At 65.8% G+C, this 15,579-nt stretch carries 14 protein-coding genes; 8 read left to right on the forward strand and 6 right to left on the reverse strand.

Annotated elements, in window-relative coordinates; all coding sequences use genetic code 11:
- Nucleotides 1–4: 4 nt before the first annotated feature.
- The 3 genes from CK227_RS27615 (at nt 5) to CK227_RS27625 (ending at nt 3,135) form a co-directional block, all read left to right on the forward strand.
- Nucleotides 5–1,582 (forward strand): HD domain-containing phosphohydrolase, encoded by a 1,578-nt coding sequence (locus CK227_RS27615; protein ID WP_095775123.1) that lies wholly within the window; start codon nt 5–7, stop codon nt 1,580–1,582.
- A 90-nt stretch (nt 1,583–1,672) separates the two neighbouring features.
- Entirely contained in the window at nt 1,673–1,945 is a 273-nt protein-coding gene (locus tag CK227_RS27620; protein WP_010910579.1) for a hypothetical protein, read from the forward strand.
- Nucleotides 1,946–2,016: 71 nt separating this feature from the next.
- Entirely contained in the window at nt 2,017–3,135 is a 1,119-nt protein-coding gene (locus tag CK227_RS27625) for a substrate-binding protein (protein ID WP_095775124.1), read from the forward strand.
- A gap of 96 nt (nt 3,136–3,231) precedes the next feature.
- On the opposite strand, the gene CK227_RS27630 is transcribed toward CK227_RS27625, so the two are convergent.
- Together CK227_RS27630 and CK227_RS27635 are read right to left on the reverse strand one after the other, a co-directional pair.
- On the reverse strand, nt 3,232–4,167 hold the full coding sequence (locus CK227_RS27630; protein ID WP_095775125.1) for a hypothetical protein: 936 nt from the start codon (nt 4,165–4,167) through the stop codon (nt 3,232–3,234).
- Between the two features lie 121 nt (nt 4,168–4,288).
- Nucleotides 4,289–5,182 carry a LysR family transcriptional regulator gene (locus tag CK227_RS27635; RefSeq protein WP_095775126.1) on the reverse strand — a complete coding sequence of 298 codons (894 nt, stop codon included), beginning with the start codon at nt 5,180–5,182 and terminating at the stop codon, nt 4,289–4,291.
- A 103-nt stretch (nt 5,183–5,285) separates the two neighbouring features.
- Between CK227_RS27635 and CK227_RS27640 the strand changes: the two genes are divergently transcribed.
- Both CK227_RS27640 and CK227_RS27645 read left to right on the forward strand, forming a co-directional pair.
- Nucleotides 5,286–6,044, forward strand: coding sequence for an SDR family oxidoreductase (locus tag CK227_RS27640; protein ID WP_095775127.1), 759 nt, complete (start codon nt 5,286–5,288; stop codon nt 6,042–6,044).
- A gap of 124 nt (nt 6,045–6,168) precedes the next feature.
- Nucleotides 6,169–6,381, forward strand: coding sequence for a 4-oxalocrotonate tautomerase family protein (locus CK227_RS27645; protein WP_010910572.1), 213 nt, complete (start codon nt 6,169–6,171; stop codon nt 6,379–6,381).
- A gap of 253 nt (nt 6,382–6,634) precedes the next feature.
- Here the strand turns inward: CK227_RS27645 and gcvA are convergent, their stop codons facing one another.
- Nucleotides 6,635–7,546, reverse strand: coding sequence for a transcriptional regulator GcvA (gcvA, locus tag CK227_RS27650; protein ID WP_095775128.1), 912 nt, complete (start codon nt 7,544–7,546; stop codon nt 6,635–6,637).
- 216 nt (nt 7,547–7,762) lie between these two features.
- Here gcvA and CK227_RS27655 point away from each other — a divergent pair, with 216 nt between their 5' ends.
- The 3 genes from CK227_RS27655 to CK227_RS27665 all read left to right on the forward strand — a co-directional run bounded on the left by CK227_RS27655 (nt 7,763) and on the right by CK227_RS27665 (nt 10,065).
- On the forward strand, nt 7,763–7,945 hold the full coding sequence (locus CK227_RS27655) for a DUF1127 domain-containing protein (protein WP_095775129.1): 183 nt from the start codon (nt 7,763–7,765) through the stop codon (nt 7,943–7,945).
- Nucleotides 7,942–8,838 (forward strand): NmrA family NAD(P)-binding protein, encoded by an 897-nt coding sequence (locus tag CK227_RS27660; RefSeq protein WP_095775130.1) that lies wholly within the window; start codon nt 7,942–7,944, stop codon nt 8,836–8,838. Before CK227_RS27655 ends, CK227_RS27660 begins: the two co-directional genes overlap by 4 nt.
- Nucleotides 8,839–8,970: 132 nt before the next feature.
- The gene (locus tag CK227_RS27665) at nt 8,971–10,065 is read left to right on the forward strand and encodes a KamA family radical SAM protein (RefSeq protein WP_095775131.1); all 1,095 of its coding nucleotides are present in this window, start codon (nt 8,971–8,973) and stop codon (nt 10,063–10,065) included.
- A 7-nt stretch (nt 10,066–10,072) separates the two neighbouring features.
- Here CK227_RS27665 and CK227_RS27670 read toward each other — a convergent pair whose 3' ends face one another.
- The 3 genes from CK227_RS27670 to CK227_RS27680 are packed head-to-tail and all read right to left on the reverse strand — an operon-like array spanning nt 10,073 to nt 15,312.
- Nucleotides 10,073–10,711 (reverse strand): 4'-phosphopantetheinyl transferase superfamily protein, encoded by a 639-nt coding sequence (locus CK227_RS27670; protein WP_095775132.1) that lies wholly within the window; start codon nt 10,709–10,711, stop codon nt 10,073–10,075.
- Between the two features lie 3 nt (nt 10,712–10,714).
- The gene (locus tag CK227_RS27675; protein WP_245318289.1) at nt 10,715–11,170 is read right to left on the reverse strand and encodes a GNAT family N-acetyltransferase; all 456 of its coding nucleotides are present in this window, start codon (nt 11,168–11,170) and stop codon (nt 10,715–10,717) included.
- Nucleotides 11,167–15,312, reverse strand: a complete 4,146-nt coding sequence (locus tag CK227_RS27680) for a Pls/PosA family non-ribosomal peptide synthetase (RefSeq protein ID WP_095775134.1) — start codon at nt 15,310–15,312, stop codon at nt 11,167–11,169. Before CK227_RS27680 ends, CK227_RS27675 begins: the two co-directional genes overlap by 4 nt.
- Between the last annotated feature and the right edge of the window lie 267 nt (nt 15,313–15,579).

The following is a 15,579-nucleotide window of genomic DNA, read 5'->3' on the forward strand; positions in this document are numbered from 1 at the left end:
TGCGATGACAGCTGTCTCGATACGCCGGGCGGACTTCATGATGGTCCTGGCCTATGCCTCGGACCTCGCCACGGGCCATTCTCGCGACTTCGCGCTGAAATCCTGCGTGCTTGCAATGCGGATCGCCGAGCTTGCAGGTGTTTCCGATGAGGTTCGGCGCAGCGCCTACCATCAGTCGATGCTGCGCTATGTCGGCTGCAATGCCGACACGGACCTTCTGTCGGCCACGTTCGGCGACGAGATCGCGCTCCGCCAGGATCTTGTCGGTCTCGACATGGGCAATCGAGCGGAACTGGGCAGGGTCTTCGTGCAGGCCTTCAAGCGATTCTACTACGATCTCGAGCCTGACGCGCAGGGCAGGGCGATCGAGGCCGCGATGTCGCAGGCGCTCGCGGTGGCGCGCCCGGTGCTCACCGCGCATTGCGAGGTCGCGCAGCGGATCGGCGAGCGGCTCGGCCTGTCCGACGAGATCCGGCGCAATCTCGGGCAGATCTACGAACGCTGGGACGGCAAGGGCCTGCCGCGCGGGCTGAGTGGCGAGGATGTCCTGCCCGCCGTGCGCCTGATCACATTGGCGCAGGATGCGATTGCGCTCAGCGATGCCGTCGGCATCGACGGGATGGCCGAAACCGTCGCCAGCCGCGGCGACGGTCCGTACGAAGCGGATCTGGCTCGGCTCGTCTCGGCCAACGCGGCGGTCCTGATGGCGGGCATCGGCGCGACGGTCGACCGCGAGACCATCCTGGCGCTCGAGCCGGATCCGCCGGTGACGCTGGATGAGGGGGCTTGCGACGAGGCGTTCCTGGCCATAGCCGACATGATCGACATGCGCATGCCGTTTACGCAGGGCCATTCGAGGATGGTGTCGGAACTGGCCGCGGGTGCGGGTAAGCGGATCGGGCTGCCCGACCCTGATGTTCGCGCGCTGCGCTGGTCGGGCTGCATCCATGACATTGGCGAACTGGTGGTGCCGGTGGCGACCTGGATGCGCAACGGTCCGCTGTCGGTGCGCGAACGCGACGCGGCACAGCTGCACGCCTATTACGGCGAGCGGGCCCTGGCCTCGTTCGGTCGCGAGGGCGAGGCGATGGCCGCGCTGGTGCTTTGCCATCACGAGCGCCTGGACGGCTCGGGCTATCACCGCAAGGTCGGCGGCTCGGACCTGTCCCCGGCGGCAAGGATCCTGGCCGCCGCCGAAGCCTTCCAGACGTCGCGAGAGGAACGTCCGCACCGCAAGGCGCTGTCCAGCGAGGCGGCGGCGGCGCAGCTGCGCGCCGCCGTGCGTGACGGCTGTATCTGCCCCGACGCCGCCGAGGCCGTATTGTCCTTTGCCGGGCAGCCATCGCGGCGGGCCGTGCCGCGAGCGCTGGCCGGAATGACGCCGCGCGAGGTCGAGGTGCTGCGCGTGATCGCCGCCGGACTTACGGCGAAGGAAGTGGCCCGAAAGCTCGACATCTCGCCCAAGACCGCGGACCACCATATCCAGAGCGTCTATGCCAAGATCGGCGTGACCACCCGTGCCGCGGCCGCGCTCTACGCGGTCGAGCACGGCCTTGTCCGGCCAGGCGAAACGCAGGCATAGGGAATCCACCCCATGCGCGCCCACTCCAGGGCGCGCATCGTGATCCCGTCGACAGGCCAATGACGGCCGCAACCGACAGGAGGAAATCAGATGCTGCTCGCAACGACCAAAGTGGCTGATATCGATCACTTCATCCGTATCTTTTCGACCAAGGGCGCCGACAAGCGCCGGCTGCACGGCTCGAACGGCGCGACCGTCTTCCGCGACCCCAGCGAGCCCGACCGCGTCTGGGCGATCTTCGACTGGGACGCCGAGGGCTGGAAGAATTTCGTGTCCGATCCGGAGGTGCCAGCGATCCTGCAGGAAGCCGGCCATGTCGGCAAGCCGCAGGCGGCACTGCTGCTCGGCCACTACGAGGCCTGATGTCCCGCACCGGGCGCCGCCTGCCGCCAGGCGGCGCGCCCCCGACGAACCCCAAGATTTGGAGAAATCAAATGGATCCGAAACCCATCAAGATCGGCCTTGTCGCCGAACTCACCGGCCCATTGTCTTTCATGGGCGTCGCAAATGCGAACCTCACCACCATGCTTGTCGACGACATCAACGCCAAAGGCGGCTTGCTCGGCCGGCCGGTGGAACTCGTCATCGAGGATGGCGAGACCACGGACAGCGTTGCCAAGGCAAGGGCCGCGAAACTGGTCGACGTCGACAAGGTCGACGTGGTCGTCGGCGGCATCTACAGTTCGACCCGCCTGGCCATCAAGAGCGAGGCGGTCACCCGGGGCAGGACGCTCTACATCTACACCGAGCAGTATGAGGGACAGGAAAACGATCCCCTGATCTTCTGCACCGGGCCCGTGCCCGCCCAGCAGGTCGAGCCGCTGATACCATGGCTCATGAACAGCACCGGCGCGAAGCGGTTCTATTTGCCGTCGGCCGATTACATCTGGCCCCATCTGCTGAACAAGGCGGCGAGCCGGGCGGTGCGCGCCAATGGCGGCGAGATCGTCGGCGAGGAGTATTTTCCGCTGGACACCGTCGATTTCCGGCGGACGGTGCAGCAGATCATGGCGAGCGGCACCGACGTGGTTTTCAACACCATCGTCCCGCCGGGCCTGACGCCGTTCCTCGAAGAGTTGCACAAGGCGGGTTTCGGCAAACGCGGCGGCAAGATCGTCTGCACCTACTTCGACGAGAACTTCTTCAATCTGGTGCCGTCCGATCAGATCGAGGGCCTCTACAGCTGCCTCGACTACTACCAGGAACTCGACGAACCGTTCGGTCGCGCGCTGTTGCGCCGCTACGGTGAACGGTTCCCCGGTGGCGCTACCCTGACCGCGGGCAGCGGATGCACCGGGCACTACCGGGCGATCAAGATGTGGGAAGCGGCGGTGAAGGAAGCGGGCAGTGCCGAGCGGGACGCCGTCATCCGGGCGCTCGATCACGCCCGCATCAGCGAGGGACCGGGTGGCCCGGCCGAAATGGTCCCCGGCCAGCACCATGTTCGCATGAACATGTACATTGCGCAGGCGCAGGGCGGTCGGTTCCGGGTCGTCAAGAATTTGGGTTCGATCGATCCCAACGAGCGCGCGCTCAGCGACGAACTGGGGTAACTGGCGGCGTCGGAACGGACAGTCCGCATCCGGCGCGGTCTTTGAAAGTGATTGGCTTTGTCACCAGAGCAGCGGGCCTTGCCGCTCGTTCCCGGCTCATGACCCCTGGCCGTACCGGAGCAGTTTGAAGCAGTCGCCGCTGCCCGACTTCGCCTGCGACAACACCGGTTTTGACCCGTCGAGCCATTCCTGATGCGACCTGGCATCGGCCTCGATCGCATTGACCGGGGCCGCGCCGACGAAGCCGCGCCCTTGGCTGAACAGCCAGCAGGCGCGGGCCAGATGCTGCCTGGAGCGCTGGCGCAGCAGATCGGCATCGTAGAAGATGTCGAGCACCTCCCGCTTGACCCGGCTCTCCTTTTCCGGGTCGGCGACCGCTGCCTCCGGCGGATCGCCGCCGATCGTGTCCCGCAGGTCCTTGTAGTCGAGGGCGAGCTGGGTGGTGGCGTATTTGATCTCGCTCTCGTCGCGCACGATGTCGAACCACAGCCTGGAATCCAGCTCGTTGACGACGAAAGAGGATTCGAAATCGCGCGACAGGTTCAGCACCTCGAAGTCCGCGAGATCGACGTCGCGCTCGACCAGCAGGATCCTGGCCGCCTGTTTGCCGAGCTCTGTCCCGTGGAGGCTGACGGCGGTGTTCTTGCCGCCGAGCTGGGGGCTGAGATAGGGTCCGCCTTCATCCAGCAACTCGTCGAATTCTTCCAGCGACTGCATCACCGGCGCGCCGCGGGCAATGCGCGCGGCGAGTTTGGCGAGAACCTGCTGCAGCTCGGTCTCGCGCCGGCGCTGGTCCTGATAGTTTTGCTGGAAGAAGAAGATGAACAGCGACACGCCGATGCCGATCAGGATCACGCCCAGCTGTGAGAAGATGTTGCGATAATATTCGAGCAGCTTTTCGCGATGGCGCACGTCGTTGCGCACGCTGTGGGCGACGCCAAGATTGACGATCAGCGACAGGATCAGCAGCCCGGTGCCGACCAGGATGAGGCCGCCAATGAGGAGGTAGCCATGACCCGTGCTGAAATCCATCCGCTTATCCCAAGACCCCGCGCAGAATACCGCTATTTTGCTTCAAGACCTATGGTTTCGTCGGAGATGGGGTCGATGGCGGCGAGAGACCCATGATGGGCACGGACCGATGGCCGCATCCCTACAGATTGGCCTCGGCGAAGATGTGCGCGGCCCAATCGAGGAAGACGCGCAGGCGCGGCGAGAGCTGGCGGTTCTGCGGGTAGAGCGCCGATAGCGGCGTCGGCGAGGGCGGGCAGTCGGCCAGCACTTCGACCAGCGTGCCCTGGGCAAGGTCCTTCTCGAAGCGATAGCGCGGCGCCTGGATGAGGCCGAGGCCGAGCCGCGCCAGATCGGCGGCGGTGTCGGAATTGTTGGCGGCGACGCGGCCCGGCAGCCTGATCTCGCGGGTCTTGCCGTTGACGGTGAATTCGAAGGGCAGCACCTCGCCGGTGCGCGACGAGACGAAGCCCACGGCCTGATGGCCGTCGAGCGCGTCGGGGGAGGCGGGCACGCCGTAACGTTCGAGGTAGGCGGGGCTGGCGCAGGTCATCTCGCGGATCATCCCCAGCCGGCGCATGATCATGCCGCTGTCGGGCGGCTCGCCGACGCGGATGACGCAATCGACGCCCTCACGCACGAGGTCGACCAGCCGGTCGCTCTGGCCGATCTGCAGGTCGATGCGGGGGTAGCGCGCAAGAAACTCCGGCAGGCGCGGCAGCAGGAAGGTGCGGGTGAGCAGCGTGCTGGCGTCGATGCGCAGCAGGCCGAAGGGCTCGGCCTTGCGGAAGGCGGCTTCCGCGTCCTCGATCTCGGCCAGGATCGACAGGCAGCGCCGGTAATAGGCCTCGCCGTCCTGCGTGGCGTTCACCTGCCGCGTCGTCCGCTCCAGCAGACGTGCGCCGAGATGTTCCTCGAGCCGGCGGATCGCTTCCGTCGCGGTTGAGCGCGGCAGGCCGAGATCGGCGGCGGCAGCGGTGAAACTGCGCCGCTCGAGCACGCGAACGAAGAGCCGCATCGTGTCCAGGCGATCCATGGCCTTTGTTCGCAGTTTCCGAATAGTGATGTCAAGTGACGGCTGATTATCCAAAAGATGGCTGCATCTATATCCGTGTCACCAGCAACACGGAGAGACTCCCATGACAAACCAGCAGACAAAGACGGGCGACCCAATCAGAACCGCGATCGTGACCGGCGCTTCCAAGGGCATCGGTGCGGCGATCGCGCAGCGGCTCGCCCGCGACGGCTTCGCCGTCGTCGTCAACTATGCACGGGGCCGCACCGAGGCCGAAGCGGTCGTCGGCGCGATCGAAGCCGAAGGCGGCAAGGCGATCGCCGTGCAGGCCGACATCGCCGACCCCACCGGCATCGCCACCCTTTTCGATGCCGGCGAAAAGGCGTTCGGCGGCGTCGACATGCTGGTCAACAATGCCGGCATCATGAAGCTGTCGCCGATCGCGCAGACCGACGATGCGTCCTTCGACGCGCAGATCGCGGTCAATCTCGGCGGCGTGTTCCGGGGCATGCGCGAGGGCGCGAAACGCCTTCGCGACGGTGGCCGCATCGTCAATTTCTCCAGCAGCGTCGTCGGCTTCCTGCAGCCGGGCTACGGCGTCTACGCCGCCACCAAGGCGGCCGTCGAGGCGATGACGCATATCCTGGCCAAGGAGCTTGGCGGGCGCCGCGTCACGGTCAATGCCGTGGCGCCCGGCCCGGTCGAGACGGCGCTGTTCATGGACGGCAAGAGCCCGGCGCAGATCGAGGCTACGGCCAAGATGATCCCGCTCGGCCGGCTCGGCCAGCCCGATGACATTGCCGGCGTGGTTTCCTTCCTGGCCGGGCCGGACAGTGGCTGGGTCAACGGACAAATCATCCGTGCCAATGGCGGCGCGATCTGAGGAGGCCGACATGCAACGGACAATCCTGATCACCGCGTGCGCGCAACTCCTGGAACGGATCGGCCTTGCCGACCTGCTCCATCCCAAAGCCTGAAAACCCAATCCCTACAGAAAGGAAACGATCATGCCATTCGCCAATATCAAGCTGCCGCAGGCGGCACTCTCCAAGGCGCAGAAGGAAGACCTCATCCATCGGACCACGGCCATGTTCGTCGACTTTTTCGGCGAAGGCGTGCGGCCCACCACCATGGTGCTGGTCGAGGAGGTCGCCGACGGCGGCTATGGCCGGGCCGACGAGGTGTTCGTCATACCGGAAGCCTATCGCGCCAAAGAGTAGGCGCGCGCGCTGCCCCCACCCCGCTGCTTCGCAGCGACCCTCCCCACAAGGGGGAGGGTGAGGAAGCGCCTCGTCCGCCCATGCGATAGTGCTCTTCTGGAGATGTGGCAAAAGGCGGGCTTTCTACCTCCCCCTTGTGGGGGGCCGAAGGACGGGCGAGACCCGCGGCTCGCCCCACTGGACCGAAGGTCCGGGTGCTGGCGCTACCCTTGGAAGACTTGGGTTCCTCACCCAAGAAGGGGCGAGATCATCCTCAATCCCTCCTGGACATTCCGACCCAGTCAGCCGCCACCTCGGCAAACAGCCAGTCGCGGAACGCCCTGATCTTCTTCTGCCGCAGCGCGCCGTCGGGATAGACGAGATAGTAGCTGGCCGCCGATTTCAGCGCGAGGTCGAAGGGCCGCACCAGCCGCCCTGCCGCGAGGTCGGCCGAGACCAGCGCGCTGCGGCCGAGCAGCACGCCTTCGCCATGCACGGCGGCCTCGACGGCGAAGGTGGCGGAATCGAAGCGCACGCCGCGCTTGGGGTCGATGCCATCGACACCGGCCAGTTGCAGCCATGTCGCCCAGTCGATGCGAAAGGCGTCATGGATCAATTTGTAGTGCCTGAGGTCCCCGGGCCGGCGCAGCGGATGTTCGCCTTGCAGCAGTTCCGGGCTGCAGACCGGGAAGACCTCCTCGTCAGCGAGAAATTCCGCCGTCACGCCGGTGTATCCGCCCTTGCCGTAGCGGATGGCGATGTCGATGCCGTCGCTGACGAAATCGGCCAGCACGCCCGAGGTCGCCAGCCGCACGTCGATATCGGCGTTGGCGCGGTGGAAGCGATGCAGCCTCGGCACCAGCCAGCGGCCGGCGAAGCCGTCCGACGTCGAGACGCTCAGGATGCGCGTCGAGCGGTCGGGCGTGGCGGCGATGGTGGCGGCGGCGATCCGGTCCAGCGCCTTGCCGACCTCGACCGCATAGGCCGCGCCCACGGCGGTCAGGCGCACGGATCGCGTTCCCCGATCGAACAGCTGGATGCCGAGCCTGTCCTCGATGTTGCGGATGGCGCGGCTGACCGCGCCATGGGTGAGGTTGAGCTCGTCGGCCGCCCTGGAGAAGCTCAGATGCCGGGCGGCGGCGTCGAAGGCGGGCAGGGCGGTGAGGGGCGGCAATCGTCGCGGCATGATCTCGACCTGTGAGTGTTGCTCACAAATCCTGCACAAAGAGTCGTTTGTCGTCCAGCCCGGAAATGCCCAATATCAGGGCGTACCGCGCATCTATATCAACCTTTCCGGTTCTTCGATGCGTTGAAAGACCAACGACATGTGTGAGCGATCTTCATGCTCGCCCGATGGGCGGCACCGGCACGCTTGCGCCCTGACGAATATAGGAGACAGACAATGACCTTGACCCTTGGACCCATCGGCTCCGCGATGAGCGGCCTTGCCACGCGCAGCATGGCGGCATTCGAGCGCCGCCGCGTGCTGCGCCGGATTTCCCGGTTTTCCGACCGCCGCCTGCAGGACATCGGCCTGGAGCGCGACTGGGACGGTTCGATCTTGCCCAATGGGAGGGGAATATGACCAGCACCCTGATCATCGGCGCGACGGGGCTTCTGGGCGGCGAAATGGCCAAGGCCAGCGCGCGCAATGGCGACAGCCTGCATGTCCTGGTTCGGCCAGCCACTTCAGGCAATGAAGAGCGGATGCGGCCGCTCAGGGAATTGGGCGCGACGGTGCATGTCGGCGATCTCGACGATTATGACAGCCTTGTGCGAGCCGTCGGCAAGGTCGACCGCGTCATCAGTTCGGTGCATGTCGGTTCGGCCAGCGAGATGACGCTGGTGCGCGCCGTCAGGGATGTCGGCGTCTCCCGCTTCGTGCCCTCCGCCGGCTTCGGCCTCGACTTTGCCGCCGCCGCCCCCGGCACGATCGCGCCGCTCGACATCAAGAGGGCCGTGTTCGACGCGGTCAGGGAGGCGGATCTGCCCTATACGGTGATCTACACCAACGGCTTCTTCTCCACCTGGGTGGCGACGCTGGGCGACCTGACGCGCTTCGGTTCGGCCGTGCTGCCGCCGGATGAGGTGACGCTCTATGGCGATGGCAATGTGCCGGCGACCTTCGTCAGCGAGAAGGACATCGCCGCCGTCACCATGCGCGCGCTGGAGGATCCCGATGCCGTCCGCTGCGAGATCCGCATCGCGCGAAACAGGATCACGCAGGGCGCGATGATCGATCTGTGGCATCGGGTCAGCGGCCGCTCGCCGCGCGTCGTGAAGATGAGCGCGCAGGAGCTGGAGGCGTTGATCGCCGCAGTCCCCGGCCTCGGTCTGCTGCGGGCCTTCTGGATCCGTGGCGAGACCGCGCTTGAAACGGACACTCCGGAGGCGGGTGCGCTTTATCCGGAGCTGAGGTTCGAGACGGTCGAAAGTGCTTTCGTAGCGCTGGCCGAGAGGGGTGAAAGGGCTGGGTGAAGGCTCGCTGAACGGCCGGCACGACAGAGGGGGGCGCCGCAGGGGCGCGGCGGGCACAATTGGCTCTGCGACGATGGTTGACCGCGTCGCTCATCCGGCCGATAGGTCCGCGCGACCACTCCGAGACCTGCAATGACCGACCTCAAAGATGCAACCCGCGCCCCCGACTGGCAGGACGATGTCCGCCAGGGCGTGCGCCATGTGCGCGACCTCGACCGCCTGCCGCTGTCGCCGGCCGAGCGCGCAGCCGCTCAGGCGGCGGCCGCGCTGCACAAGGTGCGTGCGCCAAAAGCCTATCTCGACCTGATCGACTGGAATGACCCGGCCGATCCGATCCGAGCGCAAGTCATCCCGTCACTGGGCGAACTGGAGGAGGTGGAGGGCGAGCTTGGCGATCCGATCGCCGACCATGAGTTCAGTCCGGTGCCGCGATTGACGCACCGCCATGCCGACCGGGTGCTGCTGTTCCCGACCTATCAATGCGCGGTCTACTGCCGGTTCTGCTTCCGCAAGGAATCGCTGACCTCGATCGGCCGCGGCTATACGCGCGAGGCGCTCGAGCCGGCGCTGGCCTATATCGCGGATCATCCCGAGATCCGCGAGGTGATCCTGACCGGCGGCGACCCGCTGTCGCTGCCCGACAAGGCCCTGGCCGAAATCTTCGCGCGCATCGAGGCGATCCCGCATGTGCGGCTGCTCCGCATCCACACGCGCGTGCCGGTGGCGCTGCCGTCGCGCATCACATCCGGGCTGGTCGCTGTGCTGCAGGGCCGGCTGATGGTCACGGTCGTCACGCATTTCAACCACGCGCGGGAGATCACGCCCGCGACCGAGGTGGCATGCCGGATCATGCGGCAGGCGGGCTTCGTGCTGCTCAACCAGAGCGTTCTGCTCAAGGGCGTCAACGACAGTGTCGAAGTGCTGGAGGAGCTCTGCCGCGAGCTGATGTACCGGCTGGGCGTAAAACCCTACTACCTGCACCATGGCGACCTGGCGCGCGGCATGGCGCACCGGCGCACCACGATCGCGCAGGGCCAGGCGCTGGTGGAAGCGCTGAGGGCACGCCTGTCGGGCATCTGCAATCCCGTCTATGTGCTCGACCTGCCGGAAGGCGGGGGCAAGGTGCCGCTCGGGCCATGTCCTATCGAGGGCCGCGAAGGGGAGAGCTGGCGGATACGCGGTCAGGACGGCGCGGCGAGGACCTATCGGGAGATCGTGGGCGAATAGATCCGCGCTATTGCCCGGCAAACGCCAACACCACCACGCGCGGGGCGACGCAGTAGGCGAGGCTGACCATGCGGCCGGTCTTCGTCGTCGCGCGGCCGGCATCGAGGTCCACGGCGATATCCTCGTAGCCCAGCACCTGGCGATCGAGCGGAAAGGCTGCCTTGTAGACCGCCTCCTTGGCGGCAAACAGGATGCGGCCGGCAAGCCGCGGATCCGCCGCTCCGGTGCGATCCGCGCCGGTTGCAACGATCGCGAAAATGTCGTCGGGCAAGGGTTCGGCGGGCTCGACGTCAATGCCGAGAGAGACGATACCGCCGACAGGCGCGACCGCCGCGACGGCCATGTCGTCGTCATGGGCGAGCGAGCCAATTATCCCGTCCGGCCAGACCGGAGCACCGGATGGCGCGCGTGGGATGGCGAGGTCGCTGATGCCGGCATCGGCCAGCAGCCGGTGCGCGATCCAGCGGGCGGCGCCGCTGGCGCGCCGCATGGCCGGCCGGCGCGCGGGGATGGAGCGCGCTTCCTCGGGCAGCAGATGGGTCTCGTCCGCATGGCCTATCACCCGGCATCCGGTCAGGACATTCCGGGGCGCGATTGCCGCCATCGCCTCGGCCAGCGCGGCTTCAGGGGAGGGCGGCCGCGTCAATGGTCATCCCTTCGCCAGCACGAGGTCGGCGATCATTTCTCCGTCCTCGTCGAGCCCTTCTTCCACGAAACCGGCGGTGCGATAGAGCTGGCGTGCCGCTTCATTCTCCGGTTCGTAGCAGATCGAGACGTGCCTGACGTGACCGAGCCCGCCGATCTCGTGCAGCACCGCGCGCAACGCGGCCTTGCCGTAGCCTCTGCCCTGCCAGGCGCGGTCGATCATGAAGCGGTAGATGCGCGCCTCGTCGTCATCTTCCGGCGCGTCGTACATCAGGAAACCGACGAGGCGATCCCCGGCCATGATTGCGCGGGGCCGCGCGTCCTCGTCGGATTGGGACTCCTCCAGCGACTCTGCGTTGCCGGCGACAAAATCCATCTGCTCCGGCGCCAGTTCCAGCGACGCGACCAAGGCCCGATTGGCTTTAGTCACCGGGGCGAGACGGATGTCTCCGGCCTTCAAGCCGACGCCTTGGCGCCGTCGTCCGCGACCGGGATCACGAAGCGATGCAGCTTGGCCGGGTTGCCGCGCCAGATCGAGTAGGGCTCAAGCTCCTCGCCCTTCATCACGAAGGAATCGGTGTCGGCCACCGAGCCTTCGCCCATCACGACGCCGTAATGGACAAAGGCGGACGGTCCGAGCGTGCAGCCTTTGCCGATGCGGATATAGTCGGACTTGAACGCGCCTTCCTCCAGCGAGTGAGCCTGGATGACGCAGCCCTCGTTGAGCGTGACGTCATCGCCGATCTCGACCAGCGAGCGCTCGGTGAGGTTGGCTCCGCCATCATAGACGCGGCTACCGACCTTGACGCCCAGCATGCGCAGGATCATCGGCCGGAAAGGCGTGCCGGAGAACAGGCGCACGATCGGAGAATCGGCAAGCTTCCAATGGCGTTCGTGGCGCCAGAAGGCAACGTCGTAGATCGTCGTCATCTGCGGCTTCAGCCTGCCGAAGCCAAGGCTTGCCCGCTCGACAAAGATGTAGAACGGAATGGTGATCGCCGAGGTCAAGAGCACGGCGGCGAAGAGAGCGACTTCAGCCCATTCGGTGTAGTAGTTCAGCGCCCGGTCCCAGATCGCCAGCGTGGCGAACAGCATGACCCATTGCGTGGCCATGAACAGGAGGATCGTCACCGCGTTGTGCAGGTTCTTGTGCGGGATGCGCTGGCGTCGGTCCGCCTCGTCGACGCCGGCGATGAGTTCCTTGTCGCGATTGACCATGCGCGGGATTTCAAAGGCAGGCGAACCCAGCAGCCCGACATTCTCGCGCACCGGCCCATCGATGGGGATCATCACCTTGGTGCCAAGCAGGACGTTGTCGCCCGTGCGTCCATCCGGCGGGTAGTAGATGTTGTTGCCAAGATAGTTGCGTTCGCCGATGCGCGTCCGCTCGAGCCGGAACGCGGAGGCGGATTTGTGCATGTTGATCATGAACAGGCCGTCCGACACCATGGTCTCGGTGCCGATCTCGCACAGAAGCGGGTTTTCGTGCTGCTGGTTGGAGCCGAAATTGGAGCCGGTCTGCACCACCTTGTTGAGGTTCCAGCCGATGGCGCGCATGTAATAGACGATTGCCGAACTGTCGCCGAACAGCAGCCCCAGCACGCGGGAATTGCTGGTGAACTCGGTGGCGGCCTGCAGCCAGTAGCGGAAGCCGTAAAGCGTGTAGGTGCGGCCGGGTTTCAGGATCACGCTGAGCAGGCGCGGCAGCACCGTCGCGGCGATAAAAGCCGTGGCGATATAGCCGAAAAGCGTGACCGTGGTGCCGACGGCGACCACGCCGATCGTCTCCTGGTAGTCGTCGCCGACATTTTCCCAATAGCTGTGGAACAGCAGCGGCAGCGGGATGACAATGGCAAACAGCCCGATCAGCTGGACCGCCTCGAAGAGGAAGCGCCGGATGTCGGAAGGGTTTTCGTTGCGTACCTTGCAATAGTCCGCCGTGGTCGGCACGGCCGGCGAGCCATGCCAGTGTTCGCCATCGGGGATGCTTTGCCCGCGCTGCAGCGAGGACGAATGGCCGAGCTGGGCGCCGTCGCCGATGGATGTGTCGATGTCGAGCGTCGAGCCGACGCCGACGAAGGCATCGCGGCCGATGGTCAGCGGTCCCATGTGGATGTAGCCGGACTGCGCGCGAAAGCCGAGGATCAGCGATTCCTTGCGCAGGATGGTGTTGGCGCCAATCGAGATCAGATCCGTACAGACAGGCACGGATTTGGATTCGATGACGGCGTTCTTCCCGATCCTGGTTCCCAGCATCTGCAGATAGAAGCTGTAGAGCGGGCTGCCGCGGAACAGCACGACAGGGGCGGTGCGGATCAAGGTCTTGACCACCCAGAAGCGGTAGTAGCGCAGGCCCCAGATGGGGAAGGCTTCCGCCTTCCAGCGGCCGACGAGTACCCATTTCGCCAGGACGGCAAAGCCCGTCATGCCGAAGAACACGCCGGCCGATAGCGCCACGCACCTGATATAGAGCTGCAGCGGATCGTCGAGCGTGTCATACATCCAGTTGAGGCCGATGTTGAGCGCCCACAGGCCCGCATAGCTGTAGACCGCGTAGAACAGCAACTGCGCCATTCCACAGGTCCAGTAGGCAAGATTCGATGCCCGGCGGGTGAGAACAGGCTCGTTGGCGGCGGTCGTCACCTCTTCCGAGACGCTCAGGTGCTTGGCCAGGCGCGCCACCGTCGGATGGAGATAGATGTCGCGCATGGACGTCGTCGCCCATTCCTTGCGAGTGCGCACGCGGGCGCAGAAATGCGCCATCAGCAGAGAGTTGGCGCCGAGATCGTCGAAGAAATTGTCCTCGACCGACACTTCGTCGAATTTCAGCACCGCGGCCAGCGCGTCAGCCAGGAAACGTTCGTCGTCATTGCCGGGGGCAACCATCTCCCGGTCGGCGGAAAGCCGCACGCTTGTCGGCTTCGGCAGCTGGCGAAGGTCCACCTTGTTGGAGACCGTCATCGGGATCGCGGGCAGTTCCTCGAGATAGGAAGGCACCATGTAGTCCGGCAGGCGACGCTTCATCGTCTGGGCGAGATCCGCGCGCGAGAGCGCCGGCTGGCCGGCCTTGGGCGCGTAGTAGGCGACGAGTTCGACGCGGCCGGGCTCGATCTCCCAGGTGGTGACGGCCGCCTGCGCGATCTCCGGCTGGTCCAGCAGCACCGCCTCGATCTCGCCGAGCTCGATGCGATAGCCGCGGATCTTGACCTGGGTGTCGATGCGCCCGGCATATTCGATCTCGCCATCGCCATTGATCCGGCCAAGGTCGCCCGTGCGGTAGATGCGCTGCGACGGGTTGTTCGGCAGGCCGATGAAATCGGCGATGAACTTCTGTTCCGTCAGGTCTTGCCTGTTGAGGTAGCCGACCGCGAGCCCGATGCCGGCAATGCCGATCTCGCCCAGTTCGCCAGGCTCGGCCAGTTCCGGCAGCGACGGGTCGAGGATGACGATGGAATAGGTGGGCAGCGGCGCGCCGATGGTGACGGGCTTGTCCGGCGTCAGCGCGCCCATCGTAGCCGTGACGGTCGCCTCGGTCGGGCCATAGGTGTTGAGGATCTGCCGGCCCGGCGTCGACCAGCGCACCACCAGATTGTGCGGGCAGGCCTCGCCGCCGACCAGCAGTGTGCGCAGGCTGGGCACATCCGATGTCATCGACGACAGCAGCGTCGGGCTGCAGGCCATGCAGGTGATTTCATGATACCGCAGGAAATCCGCCAGTTCCTCGCCGACGAGCGGCATCTGGCCGGGCGCGGGCACCACGGTCGCGCCGGCGACGAACGGCACCCAGATCTCCTCGGAGGAAAAGTCGAAGGCAATCGTCATGCCCTGGTAGACGCGATCGCCCGGCCTGTAGCCGTAGGATGCGGCGGCGACCCGGATGAAGTTGACGAAGCTCTGGTGCCGGATGGCCACGCCCTTCGGCCTGCCGGTCGTTCCCGACGTGTACAGGATGTAGCAAATGTCTTCCGCCGGCGCCTTTTGCGGCTTCAGCGGCGCGCTGGACTGTCTGGCGATCTCGGCGGCGGCGCTGTCGATCAGCACATGGGGAACCGGCAGCTGGTCGGCCCGCGACGCATAGGTGGCGATGGTGACGATCAGGCTGACGCTGGCGTCTTCGATGATGAGCGCCATGCGCTCTTGCGGAAAGGCGGTGGCCAGCGGCACGAAGGCGGCCCCCGCCTTCACGACGGCAAGCAAGGCGACATAGGTCTCCGCCGACCGGTCGAGAATGAGCCCGACCCGGTGGCCCGGCCGCACGCCGCGCTTGATCAGCACACGGGCGAACTGGTTGGCGCGGCTGTCCAGCTCCTGATACGTCCAGACATTTCCGTCCGAGATCACCGCCGGCAAGGTGGCGAATGTTGCGGCGAGCTCTTCGAAGAACGCGTCGAGCCGCTCGTCGGGCTGGCCTGCGCGGGCGAAATCGGCGCCGGTCAGAATCTGGGCATGCGCGGCCCGCTGAGCGGCCCTTACAAGGGTATCGACGCCCGCGGTATCGACGCCCGCCAGGCCATTTTGGGCCAGCCCGGTTTCGGGCTCCGCGCCCGGTCGTGCCGTGTCCCTGTCCAGGCTGGCAAAGTCGACACCGTAATCCATTTCCATACTTTCTCGTCCTGGCCGCGCATCGCCCGGCTGTTCATGCCGCCGTTCGAGCAGGCATTTTCGGCAGTGCCGCTGCTGCAATTTGACCCTTGTCGATGGCGGACCGAAAGTTCCGAAAAGGAAGTCCCCACAGTCCCCCGCAGGATGGTTATGCCATCCGATCTTTTCGCCAGTTTTTCCGAATTGTTGAAACTTGTTTCTGAATTGTGTCTGAGCGCTCCTCCTGCCTTGCCCTTGAAGGTCTTTTCCGGAGGTGATGCCGCCGCC

The sequence above is a fragment of the Mesorhizobium sp. WSM4308 genome (assembly GCF_002294905.1).
Lineage (GTDB): Bacteria > Pseudomonadota > Alphaproteobacteria > Rhizobiales > Rhizobiaceae > Mesorhizobium.

What these genes read in the sequence shown, in the direction of transcription:
- CK227_RS27655 (WP_095775129.1), top strand. Translation starts at nt 7,763, where the DNA reads ATGACCTTGACCCTTGGACCCATCGGCTCCGCGATGAGCGGCCTTGCC.
- CK227_RS27660 (WP_095775130.1), top strand. Translation starts at nt 7,942, where the DNA reads ATGACCAGCACCCTGATCATCGGCGCGACGGGGCTTCTGGGCGGCGAA.
- CK227_RS27640 (WP_095775127.1), top strand. Translation starts at nt 5,286, where the DNA reads ATGACAAACCAGCAGACAAAGACGGGCGACCCAATCAGAACCGCGATC.
- CK227_RS27620 (WP_010910579.1), top strand. Translation starts at nt 1,673, where the DNA reads ATGCTGCTCGCAACGACCAAAGTGGCTGATATCGATCACTTCATCCGT.
- CK227_RS27630 (WP_095775125.1), bottom strand. Translation starts at nt 4,167, where the DNA reads ATGGATTTCAGCACGGGTCATGGCTACCTCCTCATTGGCGGCCTCATC.
- CK227_RS27615 (WP_095775123.1), top strand. Translation starts at nt 5, where the DNA reads ATGACAGCTGTCTCGATACGCCGGGCGGACTTCATGATGGTCCTGGCC.
- CK227_RS27680 (WP_095775134.1), bottom strand. Translation starts at nt 15,312, where the DNA reads ATGGAAATGGATTACGGTGTCGACTTTGCCAGCCTGGACAGGGACACG.
- CK227_RS27625 (WP_095775124.1), top strand. Translation starts at nt 2,017, where the DNA reads ATGGATCCGAAACCCATCAAGATCGGCCTTGTCGCCGAACTCACCGGC.
- gcvA (WP_095775128.1), bottom strand. Translation starts at nt 7,546, where the DNA reads ATGCCGCGACGATTGCCGCCCCTCACCGCCCTGCCCGCCTTCGACGCC.
- CK227_RS27665 (WP_095775131.1), top strand. Translation starts at nt 8,971, where the DNA reads ATGACCGACCTCAAAGATGCAACCCGCGCCCCCGACTGGCAGGACGAT.
- CK227_RS27645 (WP_010910572.1), top strand. Translation starts at nt 6,169, where the DNA reads ATGCCATTCGCCAATATCAAGCTGCCGCAGGCGGCACTCTCCAAGGCG.
- CK227_RS27635 (WP_095775126.1), bottom strand. Translation starts at nt 5,182, where the DNA reads ATGGATCGCCTGGACACGATGCGGCTCTTCGTTCGCGTGCTCGAGCGG.